At 39.8% G+C, this 22,291-nt stretch carries 21 protein-coding genes; 12 read left to right on the top strand and 9 right to left on the bottom strand.

Annotated elements, in window-relative coordinates:
* The first annotated feature begins 56 nt into the window (after positions 1-56).
* The 4 genes from M5121_RS11620 (at position 57) to M5121_RS11635 (ending at position 3,290) form a co-directional block, all read left to right on the top strand.
* Positions 57-905, top strand: coding sequence for a class II glutamine amidotransferase (locus M5121_RS11620; protein WP_046739533.1), 849 nt, complete (start codon positions 57-59; stop codon positions 903-905).
* A gap of 278 nt (positions 906-1,183) precedes the next feature.
* A complete protein-coding gene (locus tag M5121_RS11625; protein ID WP_004663432.1) occupies positions 1,184-1,639 on the top strand; it encodes a bacteriohemerythrin in 456 nt (151 codons plus the stop codon).
* 248 nt (positions 1,640-1,887) lie between these two features.
* Positions 1,888-2,970 (top strand): hypothetical protein, encoded by a 1,083-nt coding sequence (locus M5121_RS11630; protein ID WP_249571271.1) that lies wholly within the window; start codon positions 1,888-1,890, stop codon positions 2,968-2,970.
* Positions 2,970-3,290: an RnfH family protein gene (locus M5121_RS11635; RefSeq protein ID WP_005158232.1), complete on the top strand. Its 321-nt coding sequence runs from the start codon at positions 2,970-2,972 to the stop codon at positions 3,288-3,290. The genes M5121_RS11630 and M5121_RS11635 overlap by 1 nt, the downstream gene beginning before the upstream one ends.
* A gap of 53 nt (positions 3,291-3,343) precedes the next feature.
* On the opposite strand, the gene M5121_RS11640 is transcribed toward M5121_RS11635, so the two are convergent.
* A complete protein-coding gene (locus M5121_RS11640; protein WP_004663429.1) occupies positions 3,344-3,742 on the bottom strand; it encodes an outer membrane protein assembly factor BamE in 399 nt (132 codons plus the stop codon).
* A 111-nt stretch (positions 3,743-3,853) separates the two neighbouring features.
* Between M5121_RS11640 and fur the strand changes: the two genes are divergently transcribed.
* Positions 3,854-4,291: a ferric iron uptake transcriptional regulator gene (gene fur / locus M5121_RS11645; RefSeq protein WP_004663428.1), complete on the top strand. Its 438-nt coding sequence runs from the start codon at positions 3,854-3,856 to the stop codon at positions 4,289-4,291.
* Between the two features lie 94 nt (positions 4,292-4,385).
* Here fur and M5121_RS11650 read toward each other — a convergent pair whose 3' ends face one another.
* Positions 4,386-5,504 (bottom strand): PilT/PilU family type 4a pilus ATPase, encoded by a 1,119-nt coding sequence (locus M5121_RS11650; protein ID WP_005158228.1) that lies wholly within the window; start codon positions 5,502-5,504, stop codon positions 4,386-4,388.
* Between the two features lie 24 nt (positions 5,505-5,528).
* On the bottom strand, positions 5,529-6,566 hold the full coding sequence (locus M5121_RS11655) for a type IV pilus twitching motility protein PilT (RefSeq protein ID WP_034601609.1): 1,038 nt from the start codon (positions 6,564-6,566) through the stop codon (positions 5,529-5,531).
* Between the two features lie 123 nt (positions 6,567-6,689).
* Here M5121_RS11655 and M5121_RS11660 point away from each other — a divergent pair, with 123 nt between their 5' ends.
* Positions 6,690-7,367 carry a YggS family pyridoxal phosphate-dependent enzyme gene (locus M5121_RS11660; RefSeq protein WP_249571272.1) on the top strand — a complete coding sequence of 226 codons (678 nt, stop codon included), beginning with the start codon at positions 6,690-6,692 and terminating at the stop codon, positions 7,365-7,367.
* A 112-nt stretch (positions 7,368-7,479) separates the two neighbouring features.
* Here the strand turns inward: M5121_RS11660 and M5121_RS11665 are convergent, their stop codons facing one another.
* Together M5121_RS11665 and M5121_RS11670 are read right to left on the bottom strand one after the other, a co-directional pair.
* Positions 7,480-11,076: an AAA family ATPase gene (locus tag M5121_RS11665; protein ID WP_249571273.1), complete on the bottom strand. Its 3,597-nt coding sequence runs from the start codon at positions 11,074-11,076 to the stop codon at positions 7,480-7,482.
* Between the two features lie 9 nt (positions 11,077-11,085).
* Positions 11,086-12,336: an exonuclease SbcCD subunit D gene (locus M5121_RS11670; RefSeq protein WP_249571274.1), complete on the bottom strand. Its 1,251-nt coding sequence runs from the start codon at positions 12,334-12,336 to the stop codon at positions 11,086-11,088.
* Between the two features lie 164 nt (positions 12,337-12,500).
* On the opposite strand from M5121_RS11670, the gene M5121_RS11675 reads away from it, so the two are divergent.
* A complete protein-coding gene (locus M5121_RS11675) occupies positions 12,501-13,283 on the top strand; it encodes a crotonase/enoyl-CoA hydratase family protein (protein ID WP_249571275.1) in 783 nt (260 codons plus the stop codon).
* 50 nt (positions 13,284-13,333) lie between these two features.
* Here M5121_RS11675 and M5121_RS11680 read toward each other — a convergent pair whose 3' ends face one another.
* Positions 13,334-13,993 (bottom strand): hypothetical protein, encoded by a 660-nt coding sequence (locus tag M5121_RS11680; protein WP_249571276.1) that lies wholly within the window; start codon positions 13,991-13,993, stop codon positions 13,334-13,336.
* A gap of 617 nt (positions 13,994-14,610) precedes the next feature.
* Here M5121_RS11680 and M5121_RS11685 point away from each other — a divergent pair.
* Positions 14,611-15,057, top strand: coding sequence for an ABZJ_00895 family protein (locus M5121_RS11685; protein WP_249571277.1), 447 nt, complete (start codon positions 14,611-14,613; stop codon positions 15,055-15,057).
* A 76-nt stretch (positions 15,058-15,133) separates the two neighbouring features.
* Positions 15,134-16,039 carry a TIGR01777 family oxidoreductase gene (locus M5121_RS11690; RefSeq protein WP_249571278.1) on the top strand — a complete coding sequence of 302 codons (906 nt, stop codon included), beginning with the start codon at positions 15,134-15,136 and terminating at the stop codon, positions 16,037-16,039.
* Here M5121_RS11690 and thiO read toward each other — a convergent pair.
* Positions 16,025-17,146, bottom strand: coding sequence for a glycine oxidase ThiO (gene thiO / locus M5121_RS11695; RefSeq protein ID WP_249571279.1), 1,122 nt, complete (start codon positions 17,144-17,146; stop codon positions 16,025-16,027). The two genes, M5121_RS11690 and thiO, sit on opposite strands and share 15 nt — an antisense overlap.
* A 79-nt stretch (positions 17,147-17,225) precedes the next feature.
* Positions 17,226-18,239: a porphobilinogen synthase gene (hemB, locus tag M5121_RS11700; protein ID WP_005158198.1), complete on the bottom strand. Its 1,014-nt coding sequence runs from the start codon at positions 18,237-18,239 to the stop codon at positions 17,226-17,228.
* Between the two features lie 171 nt (positions 18,240-18,410).
* Here hemB and M5121_RS11705 point away from each other — a divergent pair, with 171 nt between their 5' ends.
* The 3 genes from M5121_RS11705 to M5121_RS11715 all read left to right on the top strand — a co-directional run bounded on the left by M5121_RS11705 (position 18,411) and on the right by M5121_RS11715 (position 21,854).
* The gene (locus tag M5121_RS11705) at positions 18,411-18,908 is read left to right on the top strand and encodes a thioesterase family protein (protein ID WP_087544948.1); all 498 of its coding nucleotides are present in this window, start codon (positions 18,411-18,413) and stop codon (positions 18,906-18,908) included.
* A gap of 264 nt (positions 18,909-19,172) precedes the next feature.
* On the top strand, positions 19,173-20,321 hold the full coding sequence (locus tag M5121_RS11710) for an HlyD family secretion protein (protein WP_249571280.1): 1,149 nt from the start codon (positions 19,173-19,175) through the stop codon (positions 20,319-20,321).
* A gap of 6 nt (positions 20,322-20,327) precedes the next feature.
* On the top strand, positions 20,328-21,854 hold the full coding sequence (locus tag M5121_RS11715; protein ID WP_249571281.1) for a DHA2 family efflux MFS transporter permease subunit: 1,527 nt from the start codon (positions 20,328-20,330) through the stop codon (positions 21,852-21,854).
* Positions 21,855-21,934: 80 nt separating this feature from the next.
* Here the strand turns inward: M5121_RS11715 and M5121_RS11720 are convergent, their stop codons facing one another.
* On the bottom strand, positions 21,935-22,201 hold the full coding sequence (locus M5121_RS11720) for a hypothetical protein (RefSeq protein ID WP_227519064.1): 267 nt from the start codon (positions 22,199-22,201) through the stop codon (positions 21,935-21,937).
* Positions 22,202-22,291: the final 90 nt, after the last annotated feature.

The following is a 22,291-nucleotide window of genomic DNA, read 5'->3' on the forward strand; positions in this document are numbered from 1 at the left end:
TACAAGATATCTAAACTTCATGCACAATAGGCTTAGATGTTAGATAGTTAGAAGATATGTGCCAGCTATTAGGAATGAATTGCGCTACACCAACAGATATTACTTTTTCCTTTCGTGGATTTTCTCAACGAGCTGGCGTTACGTCTGATCATTGTGATGGCTTTGGTATCGCATTTTTTGAAGACAAAGCATGTCGGTTATTTGTTGATAATCAATCTGCAGTTGAATCACCAATTGCAGATTTAGTTCGTAATTATCCTATTAAATCTCGTAATGTGATTGCACATATCCGAAAAGCAACACAAGGCAAAATTACGCTAGAAAATTCACATCCATTTTTACGTGAGTTATGGGGGCGGCATTGGATTTTTGCGCATAACGGTGATCTACACGATTTTAATCCTCAGCTTAGTGGTCGCTTTGAACCTGTCGGTAATACAGACAGCGAACGTGCTTTTTGTTATTTATTAGATCAAATGGTTGAAGCGTTTGGATATACAGAACCGTGTATAGAGAAAGTTTTTTCTCTGTTAGAACGGATTTCACCTGAAATTGCTGAACATGGCACGTTTAATTTTTGCCTATCCAATGGGCAAGCATTATTTAGTTATGCGACAACTAAACTGCATTGGTTAGTAAGAGAATATCCATTTCAACCTGCGCATTTAATTGATTTAGACGTCAAAGTAGATTTTAGCGAGGTAACGACACCTGAAGATCGTGTTGCTGTTATCACGACTGAACCGCTCACACATAATGAATCATGGACTGCATATCAGCCAGGCGAAATGATTTTATTTCAGCATGGGAAACCTATTAAATATGCACTCACACGTGTTGAACGTTTAATTCGAGAAGCAGACAATCCACTGTTAAAACGAATCACCAAAGCAGATCAATATTAATTAGGTATAATCAAAACTAATACATGATATATACCTTTTTTATAATATAAATTCCTTAACTTTTTATATTTAAATTCCATTTTGAGTTTGGTTTTAAAATTGGTTAAAAAATACTTGAGTGTTTTGATTGGGTAAAATATTTAAATAAATATAAAACAATAATTTAATTTATTTTATTGAAAATATTTAAAATCTGACAAAAATGCTGTGTTTTTATTTAATTACTTAGTCGATATTATGTCCTTATTCAATAAATCACATTGGTTTTAGGAATCGATATGGGCATGAAATGGTCTACCGAATATAATACAGGAATAGAAGTAATCGATGATCAGCATCGACGTATTCTGGATTATATTAATGAAATCGCTGATTTAAAATATTCCCATGATCGTGTAAAAATGAAAAGTGTATTAGATAATATTATTGACTATACACAATCACATTTTACCTTTGAAGAAAGTTTACAAGAAGAAGCAAACTATAAGTATCGTGTACCTCACAAGCGTGTGCATGACTTATTTATTAAAAAAATAGAGGCTTATCGTGAGCGCTTTGAACTGGGTCATGAAATTGATAAAGAATTGCATGAAGCTCTCTCTAAATGGTTAATTAATCATATTCGCCATGATGATGCAGATTATGTTGGTGCAGTAAGAGAAAATATGATTGGCATTATTAAAGAAAATGAAAAGAAAAAAGGCAAGAATTGGTTTTCACGGTTCTTTGCTTAACAATAAAATAATAACAATAAGACCTCTTATGGTAGAAAAATAATAAGGTGAAGATGAGTAAAAAATAAGAGGTCAACTTAATATAATAATAATTAGGCGCGGCAGGTCATCTCTATGGTGATTTGCCTTTTTCTTTGGGTATCTTTTGTTTTGATTTTCAGACGTGACAAAGGCAAAATAGATTGAATATTTCATTGTAAGCTCCATAAAGAAGCACAATGAGTTCTAAGCTTTTTAAGGAATGCAGTATGCAGGACACAACTCTGTCACGCTGGCTTACACCAGTGATGGCGTTTTGCTTATCTTTTGTCATGATTAGCACATTAGCACCAACAGTGGGTATTCAAATTGATCGTCAATTTGATTTTTGGTTATTGTGGCTTGGAACCATGCTTTTATTAGCACTACCGATTGGTTTTCTTGAAATTGCCTTAGCGAAACGTTCACAGATGACCGCGTTACAAGCACTTTCTACTTTAACGCGTGATGCTGATGCTTCCCCGAAATGGCGTTTAGTAGGTTGGTTCGCTGTTGTTTTTGTTCCTTTCTTTGCAGGCAGTATGATAAATACCTCTGCTCACATTGTGACTGAGCAGCTTGGATTAGATCTTCCTGTTCAAATCTTTTTCGCAGTTTTTGCCGTTATAGCGCTTGGTTTATCTTTTATACCGCGCCAATTTTTAATTGGACTTACAACAATTGGAGTCATTGCTGCTTTTATTGGTGCAAATGTGATGGGCACTCAGTTAACGACTTGGAACTGGACAGGTATTGAGTTTAAAGAGTGGGGCAATGCTACAGTGCTCGCTTTAGTCGCAAGTGGTCTAGGTCTAGGATTGTATTGGCAAAGTAGCTTAGCGACAGTGAAAAAACAACAAGCGGTCACAAGTTCAGTCTTTCCGATCTGGGTCGCGCAGCTTATTGCTGTCATTGCATTTGGTTTCTTCTCTACCCAAGCGCAACTTCCAGCATTAGCGTGGGTTTTTGCTGCGATAATGTCTGCTGCATTATTGATCCAATGTGCTAAAGAGCAGTTAGCACAACGCCAACTTGCAATCATTATTCAATGGGGCATTATTCTCGCGGCAATTGCAGTTTGGGCTGTGCCACAAGTTGACCAAATTTTTAATACTCTATTGATGATTTGGGGATTAGTGATTTGTTTAATTTATGCCGTTTTTGCAGGCTGGGTTATGAAGATTAGCCATCTTCGTAAGGCCATGGGCTTTAGTAACGAATTATTTTATAACGTATGGCGTATTGCGGTACGTTTAGTTTTACCGCTTTCAATTTTGATTGCGATTGTCGCAATTATTGGGCAAGTTTTATAATGGAACAGAAACAGGTTTGGGTTGCATTTGCGACACCTGAACAGCAATTTATGATTGCCGTTCCATTCAATGAAGGAATGACTGCACAACAAGCGATTGATGCAAGTGGTTTAGCAGAACAGGTAAAACTTCCAGAGCTTTTAAATCTTGGTGTATTTGGTAGCAAGATTGAGGTAGATACTGTTTTACAAGTGGGTGATCGAGTAGAGATTTATCGTCCATTGACGATTAATCCTAAAGATATTCGACGCAAGCGTGCCGCAAAGAACCCCGTTGGACGTTTTATTAAGGGTAATCGTTTCAGACCATCAAGTTCATAAATAAAACCCCTCACGAATGATTCGGTGAGGGGTTTCTTTTTTTGGGAAACTATTTATAGTGGTGGCGCAGTCAGAATCGCTTCTTTTGATGCTGGTAAACCAGGTTGTGATTCGGGAATCGTATCTAAACCTTCTAGACGTTCTACATTACCATTCGCATCGAAATAAACTTTTAAGTGTTGACCACGCACTGCCGGTATTTTTGCTTTTTTAGCATAAGTACCTGGTGTGTAGTTGTAGATATAGTCCCAACGTAATGGATTTAATGGATCTGTAACAGTTGGACTACCCAGTAAGAAACGGACTTGCTGAAAGCTCATGCCGACTTGTACTTGTGATGCTTGTGCTTTAGTTAATGGTGTTCCCTGTGGAATATCGACTTTATAAACACCAAAGACTGAACAACCGCTAAGTACTGAAGTGACGAATAACGCCAGCATGATTTTTTGCATTTTGCTACACTATCCTGATAAATGATGATGCATTTGGTTCAAGGATAGATCATACTGCATCTAAACTCTATTGCCTATTCCAACTTAAGATTTGTTGAGAGACCTTTTTAAATGCCTATTTCCAATCAAGACTTACGCAAAGCTGGACTTAAAGTCACCCTTCCTCGTATTAAGATTTTGGAATTGTTAGAAAATTCAAAACAACATCATTTAAGTGCTGAAGATATTTATAAAACTTTGCTTGAACAAGGTGAAGATGTTGGTTTAGCAACTGTTTACCGAGTGTTAACACAATTTGAAGCGGCTGGCATTATCCAACGTCATCATTTTGAAAATAATCATTCAGTTTTTGAAATCATGCAAGAAGATCATCATGATCACCTTGTTTGCTTAAATTGCAACAAAGTTGTTGAATTTACGAATGATATTATTGAGAAAGAGCAACATGCTGTTGCAGATCAGCATAATTTTGCCTTAACAGGTCATTCATTAAACTTATACGGTTATTGTAGTGATTCTGAATGCCAAGATGCTTATCGTAAAAAATGAGTTTGATTTAGTTAAAGCTTAGTACTTTACTAAAATTAAACAAATAAAAAGGAAGGTTATAAAAAACCTTCCTTTTTTAATGGCTTAATTTGAATTATTGACCATCAAAGGTAATATTTCGGCTCGCACTCAATAACTGATCTGTGCCTTCTTCTGAAAGTTTAATTGTGAGACGTAAGTCATTTGGCGAGTCAGCATGCTTCAGAGCATCTTTATACGTAATTTCACCTGCTTTATATAAATCAAATAATGCTTGGTCAAAAGTCTGCATACCCAACTCACGAGAGCGCTTCATGAGATCTTTGATTTCGTGTACTTCACCTTTGCGTATGTAATCTGCCAAAAGTGGTGTATTAATCAGAATCTCAATTGCTGCACGACGTGAATTACCATCTGGCGTTGGAATCAACTGTTGAGCAACCATCGCCTTGAGATTAAGTGATAAATCCATATGCAATTGAGGATGGCGATCTGCTTCAAAGAAGTGGACAATGCGATCTAGTGCTTGGTTCGCATTATTTGCGTGTAGTGTTGCAAGTACTAAGTGACCTGTTTCCGCAAAAGCAATCGCATAGTCCATGGTTTCTCGAGAACGAATCTCACCAATCAAGATCACATCAGGTGCTTGGCGAAGCGTATTTTTTAATGCGACTTCAAATGAATCTGTATCAATCCCGACTTCACGTTGAGTGACAATACAACCCGCATGTTGATGTACGAATTCAATTGGGTCTTCAATGGTAATAATATGACCCTTTGAATTTTGGTTACGGTAACCAATCATCGAAGCTAATGAGGTTGATTTACCTGTACCTGTTGCGCCTACAAAGATAATGATACCGCGTTTGGTCATGGCGAGTTCTTTTAGCACACTAGGGAGCTTGAGTTCATCCATGGTTGGAATGACAGTTTCAATACGACGTAAAACCATTCCAGGCATATCACGTTGTTGAAAGGCACTTACACGGAAACGGGCTGTTTTCTCACGATTGACGATCGCAAAATTACACTCTCTTGTTTCAGCAAATTCTTTACGCTGCTTATCTGACATAATTGAATGAAGTAACTGACCAACGACTTCACCTGAGAGTTTAGACTTTGAAACAGGCACAATTTGACCGTTGATCTTCATTGAAGGTTCAACATCTGCAGTCACAAATAAATCAGATGCACTTTGTTGAATCATTAAATTGAGTAAATCATTAAAGTCCATGATATTTCTCTAATCCGTTTATTATTATAGGAATGACTCAGGTTGTTTTGCTGCAGTACGGGCAACTTGAGGGCTAATAACGCCTTTTGAAACTAGGGTCTTAAGACTTTGGTCAAGTGTAGTCATACCGTAGTTTGCACCCGTTTGGATAGCAGAATACATCTGAGCTACTTTATTTTCACGTACAAGGTTACGAATTGCTGGAATTCCAATCATGATTTCATGTGCTGCAACACGACCACCACCATTTTTCTTCAATAATGTTTGTGAAATAACGGCTTGTAGTGATTCAGAAAGCATGGCGCGAACCATATCTTTTTCTTCGGCAGGGAATACGTCGATGACACGGTCAATTGTTTTCGCTGCAGAGGTCGTATGCAGTGTACCAAAAACCAAGTGACCCGTTTCAGCCGCAGTTAATGCAAGTCGGATGGTTTCTAAGTCACGCATCTCACCGACAAGAATAATGTCAGGGTCTTCACGAAGTGCAGAACGAAGTGCTTGGTTAAAGCCATGAGTATCACGATGCACTTCACGTTGGTTAATCAAACATTTTTTAGATTGGTGTACAAATTCAATCGGATCTTCAACTGTTAAAATATGGTCATAACGGTTTTCATTAATATAATCAATCATCGCAGCGAGCGTCGTTGATTTACCAGAACCCGTAGGTCCTGTAACCAAAACGATACCACGTGGATAATCACAAATTTCTTTAAAAATTGAACCTAAACCAAGGTCTTCCATGGTTAAAACTTTAGATGGAATGGTACGGAATACCGCGCCAGCGCCACGGTTTTGGTTAAATGCGTTCACACGGAAACGTGCAATATTAGGCACTTCAAATGAAAAGTCAGTTTCTAGATCTTCTTCATAATCACGACGTTGTTTATCATTCATGATGTCATACACTAAGCGGTGTACATCTTTATGTTCTAGTGCCGGTAAATTAATACGACGGACTTCACCATCTACACGAATCATTGGTGGCATGCCTGATGAAAGATGTAAGTCTGAAGCACCGTTTTTAACTGCAAATGCTAGTAATTCTGTAATATCCATGATTTCCCCGAAACAATCAAAATGCCTCACTCTTTTATAGAATAATATACGGCTTTCACTCTGTGTTACCAACATATTATAGAATGTGAGAGAAAAAAGATTTTGTAAGTGAGAACTGTGTCAATGAATAAATCTGAGCAATTCCGTCAATCTGTTTTAAATCAAATAGAGCAAGCTTGCCAGCAGGTGAAACGTGATCCTTCGACCGTACAATTGTTGGCTGTTTCAAAGACTCATCCGAGCCAAACCTTACGAGAAATGTATACTGTTGGTCAGCGTTGTTTTGGTGAAAATTATTTGCAAGAAGCCTTGACTAAAATTGATGAATTACAAGATTTAGATATTGAATGGCATTTTATTGGTCATGTACAACGCAATAAAACCAAGCATTTAGCAGAAACATTTGATTGGGTGCATGGAGTCGATCGCTTCATTATTGCAGAACGTTTATCCAAGCAACGTTTAGAAAATCAAAAACCGTTAAATATCTGTATTCAGGTAAATATTGATGGGCAAAATTCTAAAGATGGTTGCCAACCAAATGAGGTTTTAGAATTGGTTCATCAAATCAGTCAGCTTCCACACATACGTTTGCGTGGTCTGATGGTGATTCCTGCACCCGAAAATCATGCCGCATTTGCTGATGCTAAAGTGCTATTTGAGCAAGTGAAAGCTCAACATGCACAGCCGCAAGACTGGGATACATTAAGTATGGGCATGTCTGCCGATCTCGAAGCTGCGATTGCAGCAGGTTCAACTATGGTCAGAGTAGGAACGGCATTGTTTGGTGCAAGAGGATGAGCGAGGAAAAGCAAAGCTACCTCGTTTCACGATGTCTTGCGAAGCTATGTTTCTCATTTGCCCGAAGCGCGAGACGAGAAACTATGTTTCGGGTAACTGGTTAAGCCTTGTATCAGCCCACCAGCTCAATCCGACTTGAAGCTGAACCTATTGGCTGTACCTGAATCTGTACAGGAATACGCTCATGCATTTCCTGAATATGCGAGATCAATACCACTTTACGGCCTTGGCTTTGCAGTTGATCTAGCGCATTCATCACCATATGCAAGGATGAAGCATCCAGTGTGCCAAAACCTTCATCAATAAACAGTGATTCGATTTTCATAGAACCTGAAGCCATATTGGCAATTGCCAAGGAAATCGCAAGGGCAGTCAGGAAAGACTCACCACCAGACAGTGAAGCCACTGAACGGGTTTCTCCATCCATATCATGGTCAATGATGGCTAGGCTGAGGGAGTTATCCAAACGTTTTAAGGTATAACGCTGCGATAGCATTGCTAATTGTTGATTGGCATATTCCAGCAAAATATCCAGATTATATTGCTGAGCTAAGTCACGGAAATCTTTACCTTTGGAATCGCCAATTAAACTAGAAATCTTATTCCAACGGTGTTCCTGCTGCTGAATCTGCTGGATTTGATCTGCAAATTGTTTTTGCTTGGCAAGGTTTTGTTGATGTACTTCTAATTTCAGTTTGAACTTATCACGTTGTTCGGTTTGCTGTTGTAGCTTCTCATGATTGAGATGGATGTACTCAATCAACTGGGTGTGTTCGATGGGTGGCTGTTGTTGCTGATGTATCTGTAATTGCTGTTGCAGCGTTTTCAATGCAGAGGCGGCCTCATTGAGTAAGCGTTCTGCATGTTGTAGCGATGTTCGAACGTGCTGTTCTTGCTCAGCACGAATAGCAAGTAAGTCAGCTAATTGATGCTCTTCAAACTCAGGATGCTGGCTTAACCATGCTCGAATTTCAGTTTTAGATTGAGTAAGAGTAGAGTGTTGCTGTTGTTGTTGAGCCTTGAGCTGTTCCAGTTCATTTTTCTGCTGTTCATAGATTTGACGAGTCTGTTCAAAACGCTGCTTGATCTGCTGATATTGATTTTGGAGTTGCTGACGCTGTTGATCGTGTTGGTTTAACCATTCATTGGCTTTCAGTTCGGTTAAACCTGTCATCACTACAATTAGTTGATGCGCTGACTCTGTATTTTGTTTGCCTTTAAGCTCGACATCTTTGAGTTGCTGGCTAAACTCCGCATGTTGAGTGTTCAAGCTTGTTAAATTGGTCTTTAATAGATTCAGTTGCTGTTCAAGCAGCTGCTGTTGCTTGCTGAGTGTTTCAGCTTGTTCAATCTGTTGAACACGTTGCTGTAAACGTTGTGCTAGCTGTTGAGCAGAGCTTAGCGTTTGCTGTTGCCATAAGTTTTGTTCATCGCTAGTCAGGCAATCTACAACATGCTGAATCTGTTGCTGTAACTGCTGTACGCTTTCGAGTTGATAGCGGATATTTTGAATCGTTTGAGTCAGGTGATAGTGGTCTTTATTGGCCTGATGCAGTTGCTGTAACTCAATTTCAATCTGCTGTTTGAACTGGGTTGCCTCATTGATGTATTGCTGTTGAACGGTAGTGATTTTCGCATGCGACTGAGTTAAATCTAGGAGGATCTCGAACTGTGCGGCATGTTTGACTAACTCCTGATGTTGCAGTTTGAATTTGTCATCTGCTTGTTGCACTGCGGATTGCAATTGAGTCAGTTCGGTACGAATCTGGGTAAATTGCTGCTGTGTGTTTTGCCAAAGTTGAAAGCATTGTTGCTCTTGTTGAATGGCCTGTTGTTCTTGCTGTTGTTGCAGCTCATACAAGGCTTTGGAAAGCTGACTTGCATCATCACGATAGGGATGTTCGGTGCTACCACAGACCAGACAGGCTTCTCCGTGTTTGAGTTCTGCACGGAGATGTTCAATATTTTCAGCATGTAATAAACGTTGTTGTTGCAATATCTGCTGCAATTTTTCCCGTTCATTTTTGGCAGATTGGAATGCGCCTTGGCTAGTTTGCAGTTGTTGGTCAAGTTGCTGATGTTGTTGCTGTGTGTTGCTGAGTTGATGGGCTAGTGCTTCACGGTCTTTGTTAAGTTCAAAATAATGCTGTAACTTTTGCTGAATCAGATCTAGTTGATTCAGTTGGGCTTGTTGCTGTTCTCTAAGTTTTTGTTTCTGTTCAAGCTGGCTTTCAATCTGTTGTGGTGTACCAAATTTTTGAATGAGCTCATTTAATACGATCTGATCTTGTTCAAGTTTGGATTGTGCCTGTTGAATCGAACCTAAATTTTGTTCGACTTTTTGGTATTGCAGAATAAATTGCTGCAGCTGCTGAAGATGTGCATTCAAGCCCTTATCTAAAGTGGAGAATTGTGCGCTCTGTTGCAGTTGTTCAGAGCAGCTTTGTTGTTGTATGGATAGGTTGTTGCGACTTTGTTCAAACTGCTGCTGTTGCTCAAGCAATGGTTGTTGTTGCGCTTCGTTTTGGTTTAAGCGAACTTTGGTTTTTTTATATTCATCGGCAATGTATTCACGTTCCTGTACATATTTACGCACTTGAGTGAGTTCATGCTGATGCTTTTGTTCAAAACTCTGAAATTGCTGTAAGGCCGTTTCAGCCTGCGTATAAGCCTTTTTTTCTTGCTCAAATTGGGTGCTTACAGCGGTAAATTGCTGCTGCTTGTGTTGAATCTGCGGTTCAAGCTGTTGCAGTGCTTTTTCCAATTGTTGCTGTTGGAACACGACAGGACGAATACCTGAGAAGGTTTCGAGTTGGCTGAGTCGATTGCGATCTGCGGCTAAAGCCTGATGTGCTTGAATTTGAATGTCATACTGTTGCTGTTTTAGTGTGATTTCAGTTTCGAGTTTCTGTCGCTGTTCAAACCATTGTTGCTGTTGATTGAGCTGAACTTTGTCGGCTTCAAGCTGTTGAACCTGTTGTTGTATCTGCTGAAATTGAGTCTGTAATTCAGCAATCTCTTCATCTGAACGGATTTCAATATGACCTAAAACATTTTCCAGTTGTTTGCGCTGGTTGCTGATTTCACGGGTTTTTTCAAACGCCAGTTGTCCAATTCTGGCAAAAATACTGGAGTTGGTCAGATATTCTAATAATTCACCACGCTCATTATCGCGTGCCTTTAAAAAAGCGGTGACTTCAGACTGCGCTAACAGTACCGCACGGGTGAATTGCTCAAAACTGAGTTGGGTAATCTGTTGAATATGGGCTTCAACCGCTTTGGTTTTATCTGCAATCACTACACCGTCGGTCAGGCATTTGAGTGAGCGTTGCACACTTTGCAGTTTGCCACTGGCATTTTCACGGGCACGTTTAATTTCCCAACGTGCGAGATAATGTTTCTGATCTTGTGCTACAAAACACAGTTCGGCAAAACCATGTCCTGTGCCGCGACGTAGAACCGTTAAAGGGGAGTTGGTGAGTAGTTCCGAACCATCGACATCTAACAGTTTGCCGTCACTTTCTTTGAGGCGGGGAATCTTATTAAATAAGGCCAGACACATGGCATCTAAAATCGTGGATTTACCCGCGCCCGTTTTTCCGACAATGGCGATCAGTCCCGCACTGGCCAAAGGCTCAGTTTCAAAATCAATAAAATGCTCATCTGCCAGAGATGCCAAATTTTTCAGTCGAATTGATAAAATTTTCATGGCAGGTCCTTAAACAGTCTGATCATCTTCAAGTTGCTTTTGCGCTTCTGCGACCAAACTCATAAAGTCTTTGGTAACTTCGTCATCGGCGTGATAGCCCTTTTGCTCCCAAATTTGCTGAAATAGTTTTTCGGGTGTCGGTGGTTCTAAGCTAATAGTTTGCTTGCTCTCGGCATTGCTTTCATTGGAGAGATATTGTCTGGAAATCCGCACCAGTCGATAACGATCTTTGGGCAAGGCATCTTCAAATTGTTGTCGTAGATTCGGCTGTGGTGGTGTCGAGGTATGATATTCGATATCGACATATTCACGATGCTCGAGATTTTCGATCGGTTCATTTGGTAGATTGCGCAGACGTTGCATGACTACACTGAGTTCATCTTTAATTTTATGCAGTTGAATACTTCGTGGTATTGGCAGAGCTTCAAAGCTAAACGCGTCTTCATTTTTTTTAGGATCAATGCTGACCTCAACCACTTGGTGCTTATAGTTGATTTCACTAAATGACAAAGGAATCGGTGAACCACTATAACGAATATGTGGATGCTGTACTTTTTGCGGTTTATGCAAATGCCCTAGTGCTACATAATCAATGCTATCGTCGAACAGAGCTGTAGATAGGGCTTCTTCATTGCCAATGATAATCGGCCGCTCTGAATCCGAAGTTTCACCACCTTGCATATGCGCATGTGACATCAGAATCAGGGCCTGATCATCGGTTTTACGGCGTTTGGCTTCTTCGATTAACTGTTGGTGTAAATAAGCAATCGCATTTTGGCTGTTGGTGGTGTGTTCATTAAAGCCTGTGATTTCAGCTGAACGTAGAAATGGCAGGGCAATACACCATGCCACAATCTGCCTTTGTTGATCATAAATCGGCAAAATTAAACGTTCCAAATCGAGGCTTTTATCTTGATTCCAACGAATCACACCAACCGTTTTAGCATTGTATTTTGCTAATAAGGGCTCGACCTGTTCAATGCGATAACCTGAGTCGTGATTGCCTGCAATCATCAAAGTTTGCATCTGTGGGGCAAGCTCATGTGCATCGGCAAGGAATTGATAGAGTTGTTTTTGTGCCTGTGAGCTGGGATTAATCACATCAAAAATATCACCTGCAATGAGTAATGCATGCGGCTGTTTGGCTTTGATCTGCTCAAGTAACCATGCCAGAAATTGTTCATGTTCATAGTGGCGGGAATGATTATAAAAAAACTGCCCCAAATGCCAGTCAGACGTATGAAAAAAACGCACGGTCATAAATGAATCTAAAAATAAAATGAACCTGAATAAGGTAGCACGGATTCAGCCAAAAAGTAGAGCCTTGTAGCGTTGAATAACATAGACAAGATATGTCTTGATCATTCGAAAATGATCAACTAGTTTGTTACCAACATTATTACTAAAAAACAGGAATTAAAAGAATGAGTTTAGGAAAAGTAAGCCGTGAAATCATGGACCATATTATGTTGATTGGCTTAGACCGAGTGGCAAAACGAAATGCCTTTGATAGCCATATGATTGAGGATTTATCTCTGGCTTTAACCGAATATGAAAATAATCCTAAACTACGTTGTGCCGTGATTTTTGCACATGGCGACCATTTCACGGCAGGTCTGGACTTGGTGGAATTACAACCCAAAATTCCTCAAGGGATTTTTAGTTTTGAAGAAGGGCAAATTAACCCTTGGGGGGTTGGAGGACGGCATCGAACCAAGCCTGTTGTTGTAGCTGTACAAGGGATTTGTTATACCGCTGGGGTAGAGTTGATGTTGAATGCAGATGTTGTCGTCGCGAGCGAAGACACGATTTTTGGTCAGCTTGAAGTATTACGCGGAATAATGCCTTTTGGTGGAGCAACAGTGCGTTTTGTGCAGGCTGCAGGTTGGCAAAAAGCCATGCCGTATTTATTGACAGGGAAAACTTTTGATGCCCAAAAAGCCAATGAACTAAATTTGCTTTCTGAGATTGTTGCTAAGGGCACACAGCTTCATCGGGCTATCGAGATTGCCCAAGAAATCTGTATTGCTGCACCACTTGCATTACAAGCATTGTTGGCTTCAGCAACTGATGCGGTTACTCAGGGAGAGGTTTTCGCATTTCAGAATATGGACAGTTATCTTAAGCCATTGTTTGCATCGCAAGATGCTCAAGAAGGTGTACGTGCGATGCTTGAGAGACGTCTTCCTCAATTTAAAGGTGAGTAAGCGTTGGTTTGAGTTCATCTGAAGTTTATTTTGCTTATCGACGGAGTCCTTTAGATTTTCCTTCTTTCAGGTTTATATTGTGATTGTATTCTTTTCAATGCATGAAATAAGTAGTGGTGTCTTTCTGGAGCGAGTCCAAGACCAAATGTGATAGGCTGATTTGCCTCAATGACAATTTGGGCTTGTTGTTTATTGGATGAGTTAGTTGAACGGTTTTCTCTAATTCGACTAACGTCATTCCAATTAAAATATTTTGATTTTCCTATTCTGCCAATTCCCGTAAATACACGTCCACCTTGTTGATTAATGGTGAGCTCAATTTTACCAAATAGCATCATCAGTGTAAGCGAACCAAAAATAATGGTTCCAATCAGAAATGGGATACCAAATAGACTTTGTAAGAGGCTAAATTGCTGTTTTGCGATTTGAGTTCCATAGATTCCGCCTAGCGAACCACCAGACCAAATCAACATAAAAGGCACTAGAAAGAAAGCAATCGGGCTTCTCAGTGTTGCGCCTAGTTTAATTTCTTGCATATTATTTTTATACCAAGTACCGCTTGGGGGTTGATTGATATCAAATGCATATGATGGCGTATCAAAATTTTCAGAAATACGAAAAATATGATTGCAAACTTGGCATTTCCCCATATCCGTTTGGATATTGATATTTTCATTTACAACGTCAACCTGACAGTTTGGACATTTCATTTTTATAGTGCTTAACTTGCTTAATTTTATGAAATTTTAGTATAGCATTGTCATTTTGCATTCTCATCAATTTCATATCGAACAAAGACGTGATGATCTAAATTCAGGAAATAGCTTTGCCAATAACAACAGTTACAGCACCCAATGGATGGTATGGCATCGGGCATTGCAATATGCTGTCGTGAACACTTTTGTTTTAATAGGATAATATTCAATAGAAAGATTTTCTATTTTGCTAATCGTCTTAACTGAACACAGATGTACATCGCATTGTGAACTTGAAAATTGAATTTCAATAGATATGACATGGTTTATATTCTGATTTTTTATTTTTGAGCATTATAAAAAATAAAAACCGACGATTCGAGTGATGATAAATCGTCGGTCAAAATCTTTTTCAACGGCTTTGGCTACTAACAAAGCCAATGTCAAAGATGGAGAGTCATAATGAAAGGTCACCGAAAAATATTGCGGATGCCGTGCAATGAACATTCGGTTGCTGCGACCTTGTACCTTATATAACGGTGATAGTTGAGGATTGGTTGACATAAAAAATGAAAAAAAAGTGAAAAAAATTTATAATTATTTTTGAAGTAGATTAGATTTGGTTTATTTACATGATTTCATTGCGTTTGTACTACCTTTGGTTTTTTATTGTGTGCTTGATTTCTAGCCTAATCGCTGGAGTCATCGCTGCAATTTTACCTAATAGTATTGGTGGTGTGCTTACTGCTGTTCCTTATTTAATCGCGATTATTTTTGTCTTATTCAGGTTTTTAAAGCAACAGCGCCGTGCCCCAACTGCGCAGGAAAAGAAACGCCTGACTTTGGGATTTACCCTGATTTTTTGGGGATATAACATTTGTGGTTTATTGCTTGGTTTATTTATCTTTGCACGTAAAGACCCTGAAATCTGGCAGAATTTTCTGCTCTACCTAAAACAGCCACAGTTCCTTATCACGGTGTTAGGGATGTGGGCGATGCTTGCCATTCCACTATTTCTAATGACCTACTGGTTCTATGGTCCACAGGCGCAAAGAATGGCAAACAAGATGTTTAACTAGGATAAAAAAGTTCACTTGTAATTCACCTGTATTCTGCTAAAAGTTTTAATACGATTCATTTTTGATAGATCAGTCCATGAAAAAAATGACGGTATTGGTGACAGGTGCAAGTGGGTTTATTGGTTCTCATCTTTTACCTTTTCTATTGAAAAATAATTTTCAAGTGATTGCACTGACACGACAAAAAAATAAAGCTTCATATGATTCAGATTTAACATGGGTAAATGATTTAGATGAAATTAAAGTCATTGAAATTGACTATGTCATCAATTTGGCTGGTGAAAATATTGGTCAAAAACGCTGGACTGATCAAAGAAAAAAACAACTGATACAAAGCCGATTGGCCATGACGGAGAAACTTTATCAGTGGTTACAGCAAAAAAGCATCTTCCCCCAATGTATTATTTCTGGCTCAGCTATTGGCTATTACGGGATTGATCCTGAAGAAATGTGGACGGCGATCTGTGACGAAAATACACCGCCACAAGTAATCTTTATGTCAGAGCTTTGTCAGGCTTGGGAACAAACAGCACTTAAATTTACTCAACAAAATACTAAAATTATTCGCTTAGGGGTGGTTTTTGGTGATGGCGGAATCTTGCCGCAAATGTTGTTACCGATTCGATTGAATATGATTGCTAAAATTGGCTCAGGCAAACAACCTGTTGTTTGGATTCATATTCAGGATGTACTTAATGCAATTGTTTTTCTGCTGCAATCGAATAGTAAGCAAAAGGTTTATAATCTGGTTGCGCCTGAACAATTGAGTCAGCAAGAATTTGTACAGGTCGCAGGGCAGATTTTAAAACGTAAGCCTTTTATTCCAATGCCGAAATGTGTCTTTGAACTGGCTTTGGGGGAACAATCCCAGTTGATTCTAAATGGTCAGTATGTCAAACCCAAAGCATTGCTGGATCAGGGTTTCCAGTTTCAGTATCCCGACCTGAAATCAGCCTTAACTGAAATTCTAGGAAGAGATTAAATCCTGTTTTTTTAAGCGTTCTGGAGAATAGGCCACTGGATCAACAAGAGTTTCTTGCCCCAGCATTAACTGACGTAGTAAACGTGCCGATCCCGCACCCATACACAGCCCATTACGGAAATGCCCAAAATTGGCCCACAGGTTTCCAATTTCAGGCATGGCACCGATGTAGGGAATACCGTGTGGCGAACTTGGACGTAACCCAGCCCAGCGTTGCACAATCGGGAACTGTTGCAGCTCAGGCACCATTTCCAGACACGCCGTTAAAATATCCTGCTGTGTTTGCTCATCCACAGCTGTACTAAAACCACAGTCAGCCATACTCGAACCACAGACAATATGACCATCCTGACGTGGAATCAGGTACATCACCCGATTCATACACATGGTAGGTAACCAGTTTTCAGGTGTTTTGAACAGCAGCATTTGCCCCTGTATAGGCTGTACAGGAATTTGTCGATGTATGTATTCTTCCCAATATTGACTCCATGCGCCCGAGGTCAGAACAACATGATCAGCATCAAAAACTTGACCATTTGAAGTTTGTATTCCGTGTACCGTTTTATTTTTAACAATCAGTTGATCAATTGAGCAGTGCTCAAAAAAACGAACGAAAGGATGCTGTTTAAGATAGCTGATGAGAGATTGTAATAAACGAGGATTACGTACATTCGACAGTTGCGGAAAATGGATGGCTTGTTGAAATTTTTCTGAAATATGCGGATTAATTTGTTCAAGTTGTTTGCGTTCTAACAAATTGCACTGTTGCATGGGTTCTTGATATTGACTGGCATAATTCAGTCCTATATCAAAGTCTTCCTGATCGAAAATCAGCATGCCTGTATTGTGGATTTGAAAATCAATCTCCGTGATAGGCAGAAGTTTTTCATTCCACATTTGATACAGCGATTTACCGTATTGAGCAAGATGATTAACTTCTGGTGCATAACGCCACGGGTACATCGGGGAAAGAATTCCACCGCCTGCCCATGAGGCAGCCTGACCTGCTTGTTGTTGATCAAAAATATCAACAGAGCAACCTTGTTCAGCAAGTTCTAACGCTGACATCAAGCCGCTAATACCCGCACCAATAATGGCAATATGCATAAAAAATTAAACCAATTTCAAAATTCACCTCTTTGATATTAAAGAGGTGAGGAGTGTTTTAGCTCAGTAAGGGAGATTGCTATCTCATCTCTTTGAGTTTACGTGCAGCATCTTCGGCAAAATAGGTCCAAATACCATCTGCACCCGCACGACGACAGCACATCAATGACTCTAAAATCACGCTTTCAGATAACCAGCCATTTTGAATCGCACCTGCAAGCATGGCGTATTCACCACTAACTTGGTAGACAAAAGTAGGTACACCAAAGGTATCTTTCACTTCACGAACGACATCCAGATAAGGCATACCCGGTTTTACAATCACCATATCTGCACCTTCCTGAATATCAAGTGCAATTTCATGCAATGCCTCGGCACGATTGCCGACATCCATTTGATAATTATATTTATTTGCACCTTTTAAATTACTTGCTGAACCCACTGCATCACGGAAAGGGCCATAGAAGCTTGAGGCATATTTTGCTGAATACGCCATGATATTGGTATAGATAAAACCATTTTGTTCAAGTGCTTGACGAATCGCACCAATACGTCCATCCATCATGTCACTTGGTGCAACGACATCAGCACCCGCTTGTGCATGGCTGAGGGCTTGTTTGACTAGGCATTCAACGGTTTCATCATTTAAAACATAGCCAGTTTCATCAATAATACCGTCTTGACCATGAGTGGTATAAGGATCAAGTGCGCCATCGGTAATCAATACCATTTCTGGTAATTCTTTTTTCAGTAAGCGGCAAGTGGCTTGAACCAAACCATCTTCATGCCATGCAGCTTCCGCCGTTAAACTTTTGTCTTCTTGTGGGGTTACTGGAAATAAAGCAAGCTTTGAAACACCGAGTTCGAGCAAAGTTTCTGCTTTTTTGAGTAATAAATCAGCAGATAGACGCTGCACATTTGGCATGCTTGGAATATCTTGAGTTTGTTGTTGTCCCGGTAATACAAATACTGGATAAATCAAATGATTAGCTGTAAGTTGTGTTTCACTGACCATGGCACGAAGTTGGTCATTTTTACGGATACGGCGCATGCGAGTCGCGGGAAAAGCGGGACGATTGAACGTATAAGTCATAACAATCTCGATGTTCAGTATTACACTATAGGAATAATTGAAATATTTAAGTCATGCTAGGGAGAGCTTAGCGGCTAAGTTCAATTAAATATCCTCGCTATTGTAGCCCCATAATTTTAGATTTGTACAAAATAATGGGATGTTTATCGTTCCTTTGGATTTAGACAGCGTATGAATGATGTAAAGAAAAACTGGACAGGCAATATTCAGTTAGGTGCTAAAGCCGATCATGACGTGGTATTAAAGCAGCTTTGTAAAGCATTTAATTCTTCACCATTTTTTAAGCATTGTGGCATGAGCATGCGCGTTGTTGATGATCAAATTGAAGGTTATATCGAGATGCAGCCTGACTTGGTCGGTAATGTAGCCTTCCAAATTTTGCATGGTGGTGTTGCTGCGACATTACTGGATAGTATTGGTGGCGTGGTTGCAATGGAACAACTTTATCGCCGTGCAACCCCTGAAGATTTACCTGACACGATTAAGAAAGTATCGCGTTTAGCAACTGTAGATATGCGTGTTGATTATCTTGCTCCGGGTCGTGGTCAGTTTTTTACTGCGCGTGCGGAAACATTACGCTTAGGACGCAAAGGCTGTACCATGCGTATGACCATGCTCAATGATGAAGCTAAGCCAATTGCAACGGCAATTGCTTCTTACGCATTCTAACGATGATTTTCAATATGAAAGCGTCTTTTGACGCTTTTTTATTGTTTACATGAAAGTAAAATAAAAAATTATCAAAATATAAGAATTGAACGCATCAGTTATTTTTTTTATTCTCGCCATATGATTTTTTATCGTTAAAATGCGATTTAAATTTTTGTTTGTATTTTGATCTTAGGTTTTAACAATTGGTTAAGTTAAAAAAACTAGACTAATCGGCTGATTAAACCAAAAGTTAAAAATCCCTTTAATTTTCAGGAATAACATATGACTGACGCCCAAGCTAATCAACAAGATATTGCTGCTAATTCGGCATCAGATGATGCAATGAAAGCAAAACGTAAAAAGTTTTTAGGATTTTTCGCACTTATTCTTATCCTTGCAGCAATTTTGTATGCTATTTGGGCGTTGTTCTTTAACCATGCTGTCAGTACCGATAATGCCTATGTTGGGGCAGAAACGGCACAAATCACCTCAATGGTCAGTGGACAAGTCGCTGAAGTTTTGGTGAAAGATACCCAACAAGTTAAAAAGGGGGATGTTCTCGTTCGTGTAGATGAGCGTGATGCCAAAATCCAGTTGGCACAAGCACAAGCTGAGTTGGCAAAAGCGCAACGTCAATACAAGCAAAGCCAAGCGAATAGTAGCTCATTGAATTCTCAAGTTGTGGTTCGCAATGATGAAATTAATAGTGCACAAGCACAAGTAAGTAAAGCGCAAGCAGATTTTGATAAAGCGAACTTAGAATTAAAGCGTCGTAATGAACTTGCCGCTTCAGGAGCGATTTCTAAAGAGGAATTGAGCAAAGCGCAAAGTGCAGTATCGACGGCACAAGCAAGCTTAGATTTAGCTCAAGCGGGTTTAGCCCAAGCAACCTCAAGCCGTAAAGCCGCAGAAAGTACACTTGCTGCAAATGAAGCATTGATTCAAGGGGTAAATGAAGCATCAACACCTGATGTTTTAGTTGCAAAAGCCCATGTTGAGCAAGCAACGCTTGATTTAGAGCGTACCGTTATTCGTGCGCCTGTTGATGGTGTGGTGACACGCAAGAATATTCAAATTGGGCAACGTGTTGCACCAGGTACTGTGATGATGTCAGTGGTGCCTGTATCTGCGCTCTATGTCGACGCAAACTATAAAGAAAGTCAGCTTGCTAAAGTGAAAGCAGGGCAGAAAGTAACGCTTCGTTCAGACCTATATGGTGATGATGTGGTTTATCACGGGACAGTTCAGGGCTTCTCTGGTGGGACAGGTGCCGCATTTGCCTTGATTCCAGCACAGAATGCGACAGGAAACTGGATTAAAGTAGTACAGCGTCTACCTGTACGTATTACGCTTGATCCCAAAGAACTTGCAGAACATCCATTGCGTGTAGGGTTGTCGATGCAAGCGGACATTGATCTCGCATCGAAGTAATCAGCCATGAAAACGCAGAATCCTTTTGCAGAACTTAGCGGTGGGCGGTTAATGCTCGCCGCATTTGTCATTGCACTTTCCAACTTTATGGTGGTGCTTGATACCACCATTGCCAACGTTTCAGTCCCCCATATTACAGGGAACTTAGCTGTTTCTAGTTCACAAGGAACGTGGGTGATTACCTCTTACGCCGTTGCTGAAGCCATCTGTGTTCCACTTACAGGTTGGCTAGCTGGACGTTTTGGCACAGTCAGAGTTTTTGTCTTTGGGTTAATTGGTTTCACCATCTTTTCATTCCTATGTGGTTTGGCGACATCACTGGAAATGCTGGTTTTTTTCCGTATTGGACAAGGACTTTGTGGTGGTCCGTTAATGCCACTGAGCCAAACCTTGTTGATGCGAATTTTCCCACCTGAAAAACACTCACAAGCCATGGGAATGTGGGCCATGACCACCGTGGTTGGACCAATTTTGGGGCCGATTTTGGGCGGACTGATTAGTGATAATCTGTCCTGGCATTGGATTTTCTTTATTAATATTCCTGTTGGAATTTTCTGTGTATTGGCAGCCATTCGCTTGCTGTCTGTAGCAGAAACTAAAACTGAGAAATTACGAATTGATGCAGTCGGTTTAGGTTTGTTAGTGCTGTGGATTGGTGCTTTACAATTGATGCTAGACCTTGGGCATGAGCGAGATTGGTTTAATAGTACCAGTATTATTGTATTGGCATTAACGGCAGTTGTGGGTTTTATTGTTTTCATGATTTGGGAACTCACAGAAAAGCATCCTGTGGTTAACCTGTATGTGTTCCGACACCGTGGTTTTGCAGTTTCTGTGCTTGCACTCGCTTTTGGTTTTGGTTCGTTCTTTGGCAGTATTGTCCTTATTCCTCAATGGCTACAAATTAACTTGGGTTATACCGCCACGTGGGCAGGGTATCTGACTGCAACTATGGGTTTTGGTAGTTTGACGATGTCGCCAATTGTTGCCAAGTTATCAACTAAATATGATCCACGGGCATTGGCTAGTTTTGGACTAGCATTGTTGGGTGTGGTTACGGTCATGCGAGCTTTTTGGGTTACAGATGCAGACTTTATGTCATTAGCATGGCCACAAATCTTGCAAGGTTTTGCAGTGCCGTTTTTCTTTATTCCGCTGTCGAATATTGCAATGGGCTCTGTTTTACCTCAAGAAATGGCTTCTGCCGCAGGTTTAATGAATTTCTTGAGAACAATGGCAGGGGCGATTGGTGCTTCAATTGCAGTGACAATTTGGGATGATCACACGAAGGTAGCTCGTAGTGAAATGGTGAATAATTTGCACCCACAAGAAGTCCAAAATACCTTATTGCAAAATGGTTTTTCACCTGATGCAACACTCGCAACGATTGCAAATTTAGTTGATAAAGAAGCGATTACGATTTCGGCTAATCATGTGTTTATGATTTTGGCTATTGTATTTATCTTTGCCAGTGCCTTGATTTGGATGAGTCCAAAACCTAAAGCAATTACGGGTGGACCTGCGCCACATTAATTTTGATAGATCATTAAATTTTCTTTAGAAAACTCGGACTTATTCATCCGAGTTTTTTTATTTCAATCTGATATGAATGTTTATTTCGTCTTTGGGTTTTTACTATCTAGCTCATTGATATGTTCCCAAAGTTTTAGTTGTAGATCTTCTTCATATCTTGATATTTTTTGATTTAAATATTTCATTATATATTTATGCTTATTTAAGCCTTTACCATGAAATGATCCAATTTCTTTCTGAATTTTTGCTTGTAAGTAGAATAGATTCAATTCTTCATACGCTTCTTGTTTTATGTCCAGTAGTTCACAAGCTGTTTTAAATTGAATATGGATTGGTTTGATAGTCATTTATGCACCTACATGACAAAATATTGTGTAGGTGCAGTATGTTTTTTAATAATTATTAGAGTTGTGAAAACGAATTTAGATTACTTTTCA

This window comes from Acinetobacter sp. ANC5681 (genome assembly GCF_023488045.1).
Taxonomy (GTDB): domain Bacteria; phylum Pseudomonadota; class Gammaproteobacteria; order Pseudomonadales; family Moraxellaceae; genus Acinetobacter.

What these genes read in the sequence shown, in the direction of transcription:
- M5121_RS11690 (WP_249571278.1), top strand. Translation starts at nt 15,134, where the DNA reads ATGAAAAAAATGACGGTATTGGTGACAGGTGCAAGTGGGTTTATTGGT.
- M5121_RS11655 (WP_034601609.1), bottom strand. Translation starts at nt 6,566, where the DNA reads ATGGATATTACAGAATTACTAGCATTTGCAGTTAAAAACGGTGCTTCA.
- M5121_RS11640 (WP_004663429.1), bottom strand. Translation starts at nt 3,742, where the DNA reads ATGCAAAAAATCATGCTGGCGTTATTCGTCACTTCAGTACTTAGCGGT.
- M5121_RS11705 (WP_087544948.1), top strand. Translation starts at nt 18,411, where the DNA reads ATGAATGATGTAAAGAAAAACTGGACAGGCAATATTCAGTTAGGTGCT.
- M5121_RS11680 (WP_249571276.1), bottom strand. Translation starts at nt 13,993, where the DNA reads ATGAAATGTCCAAACTGTCAGGTTGACGTTGTAAATGAAAATATCAAT.
- M5121_RS11675 (WP_249571275.1), top strand. Translation starts at nt 12,501, where the DNA reads ATGAGTTTAGGAAAAGTAAGCCGTGAAATCATGGACCATATTATGTTG.
- hemB (WP_005158198.1), bottom strand. Translation starts at nt 18,239, where the DNA reads ATGACTTATACGTTCAATCGTCCCGCTTTTCCCGCGACTCGCATGCGC.
- M5121_RS11650 (WP_005158228.1), bottom strand. Translation starts at nt 5,504, where the DNA reads ATGGACTTTAATGATTTACTCAATTTAATGATTCAACAAAGTGCATCT.
- M5121_RS11660 (WP_249571272.1), top strand. Translation starts at nt 6,690, where the DNA reads ATGAATAAATCTGAGCAATTCCGTCAATCTGTTTTAAATCAAATAGAG.
- M5121_RS11670 (WP_249571274.1), bottom strand. Translation starts at nt 12,336, where the DNA reads ATGACCGTGCGTTTTTTTCATACGTCTGACTGGCATTTGGGGCAGTTT.
- M5121_RS11720 (WP_227519064.1), bottom strand. Translation starts at nt 22,201, where the DNA reads ATGACTATCAAACCAATCCATATTCAATTTAAAACAGCTTGTGAACTA.
- M5121_RS11620 (WP_046739533.1), top strand. Translation starts at nt 57, where the DNA reads ATGTGCCAGCTATTAGGAATGAATTGCGCTACACCAACAGATATTACT.
- M5121_RS11715 (WP_249571281.1), top strand. Translation starts at nt 20,328, where the DNA reads ATGAAAACGCAGAATCCTTTTGCAGAACTTAGCGGTGGGCGGTTAATG.
- M5121_RS11710 (WP_249571280.1), top strand. Translation starts at nt 19,173, where the DNA reads ATGACTGACGCCCAAGCTAATCAACAAGATATTGCTGCTAATTCGGCA.
- M5121_RS11635 (WP_005158232.1), top strand. Translation starts at nt 2,970, where the DNA reads ATGGAACAGAAACAGGTTTGGGTTGCATTTGCGACACCTGAACAGCAA.
- M5121_RS11665 (WP_249571273.1), bottom strand. Translation starts at nt 11,076, where the DNA reads ATGAAAATTTTATCAATTCGACTGAAAAATTTGGCATCTCTGGCAGAT.
- thiO (WP_249571279.1), bottom strand. Translation starts at nt 17,146, where the DNA reads ATGCATATTGCCATTATTGGTGCGGGTATTAGCGGCTTGATGTCAGCG.
- M5121_RS11685 (WP_249571277.1), top strand. Translation starts at nt 14,611, where the DNA reads ATGATTTCATTGCGTTTGTACTACCTTTGGTTTTTTATTGTGTGCTTG.
- M5121_RS11630 (WP_249571271.1), top strand. Translation starts at nt 1,888, where the DNA reads ATGCAGGACACAACTCTGTCACGCTGGCTTACACCAGTGATGGCGTTT.
- M5121_RS11625 (WP_004663432.1), top strand. Translation starts at nt 1,184, where the DNA reads ATGGGCATGAAATGGTCTACCGAATATAATACAGGAATAGAAGTAATC.
- fur (WP_004663428.1), top strand. Translation starts at nt 3,854, where the DNA reads ATGCCTATTTCCAATCAAGACTTACGCAAAGCTGGACTTAAAGTCACC.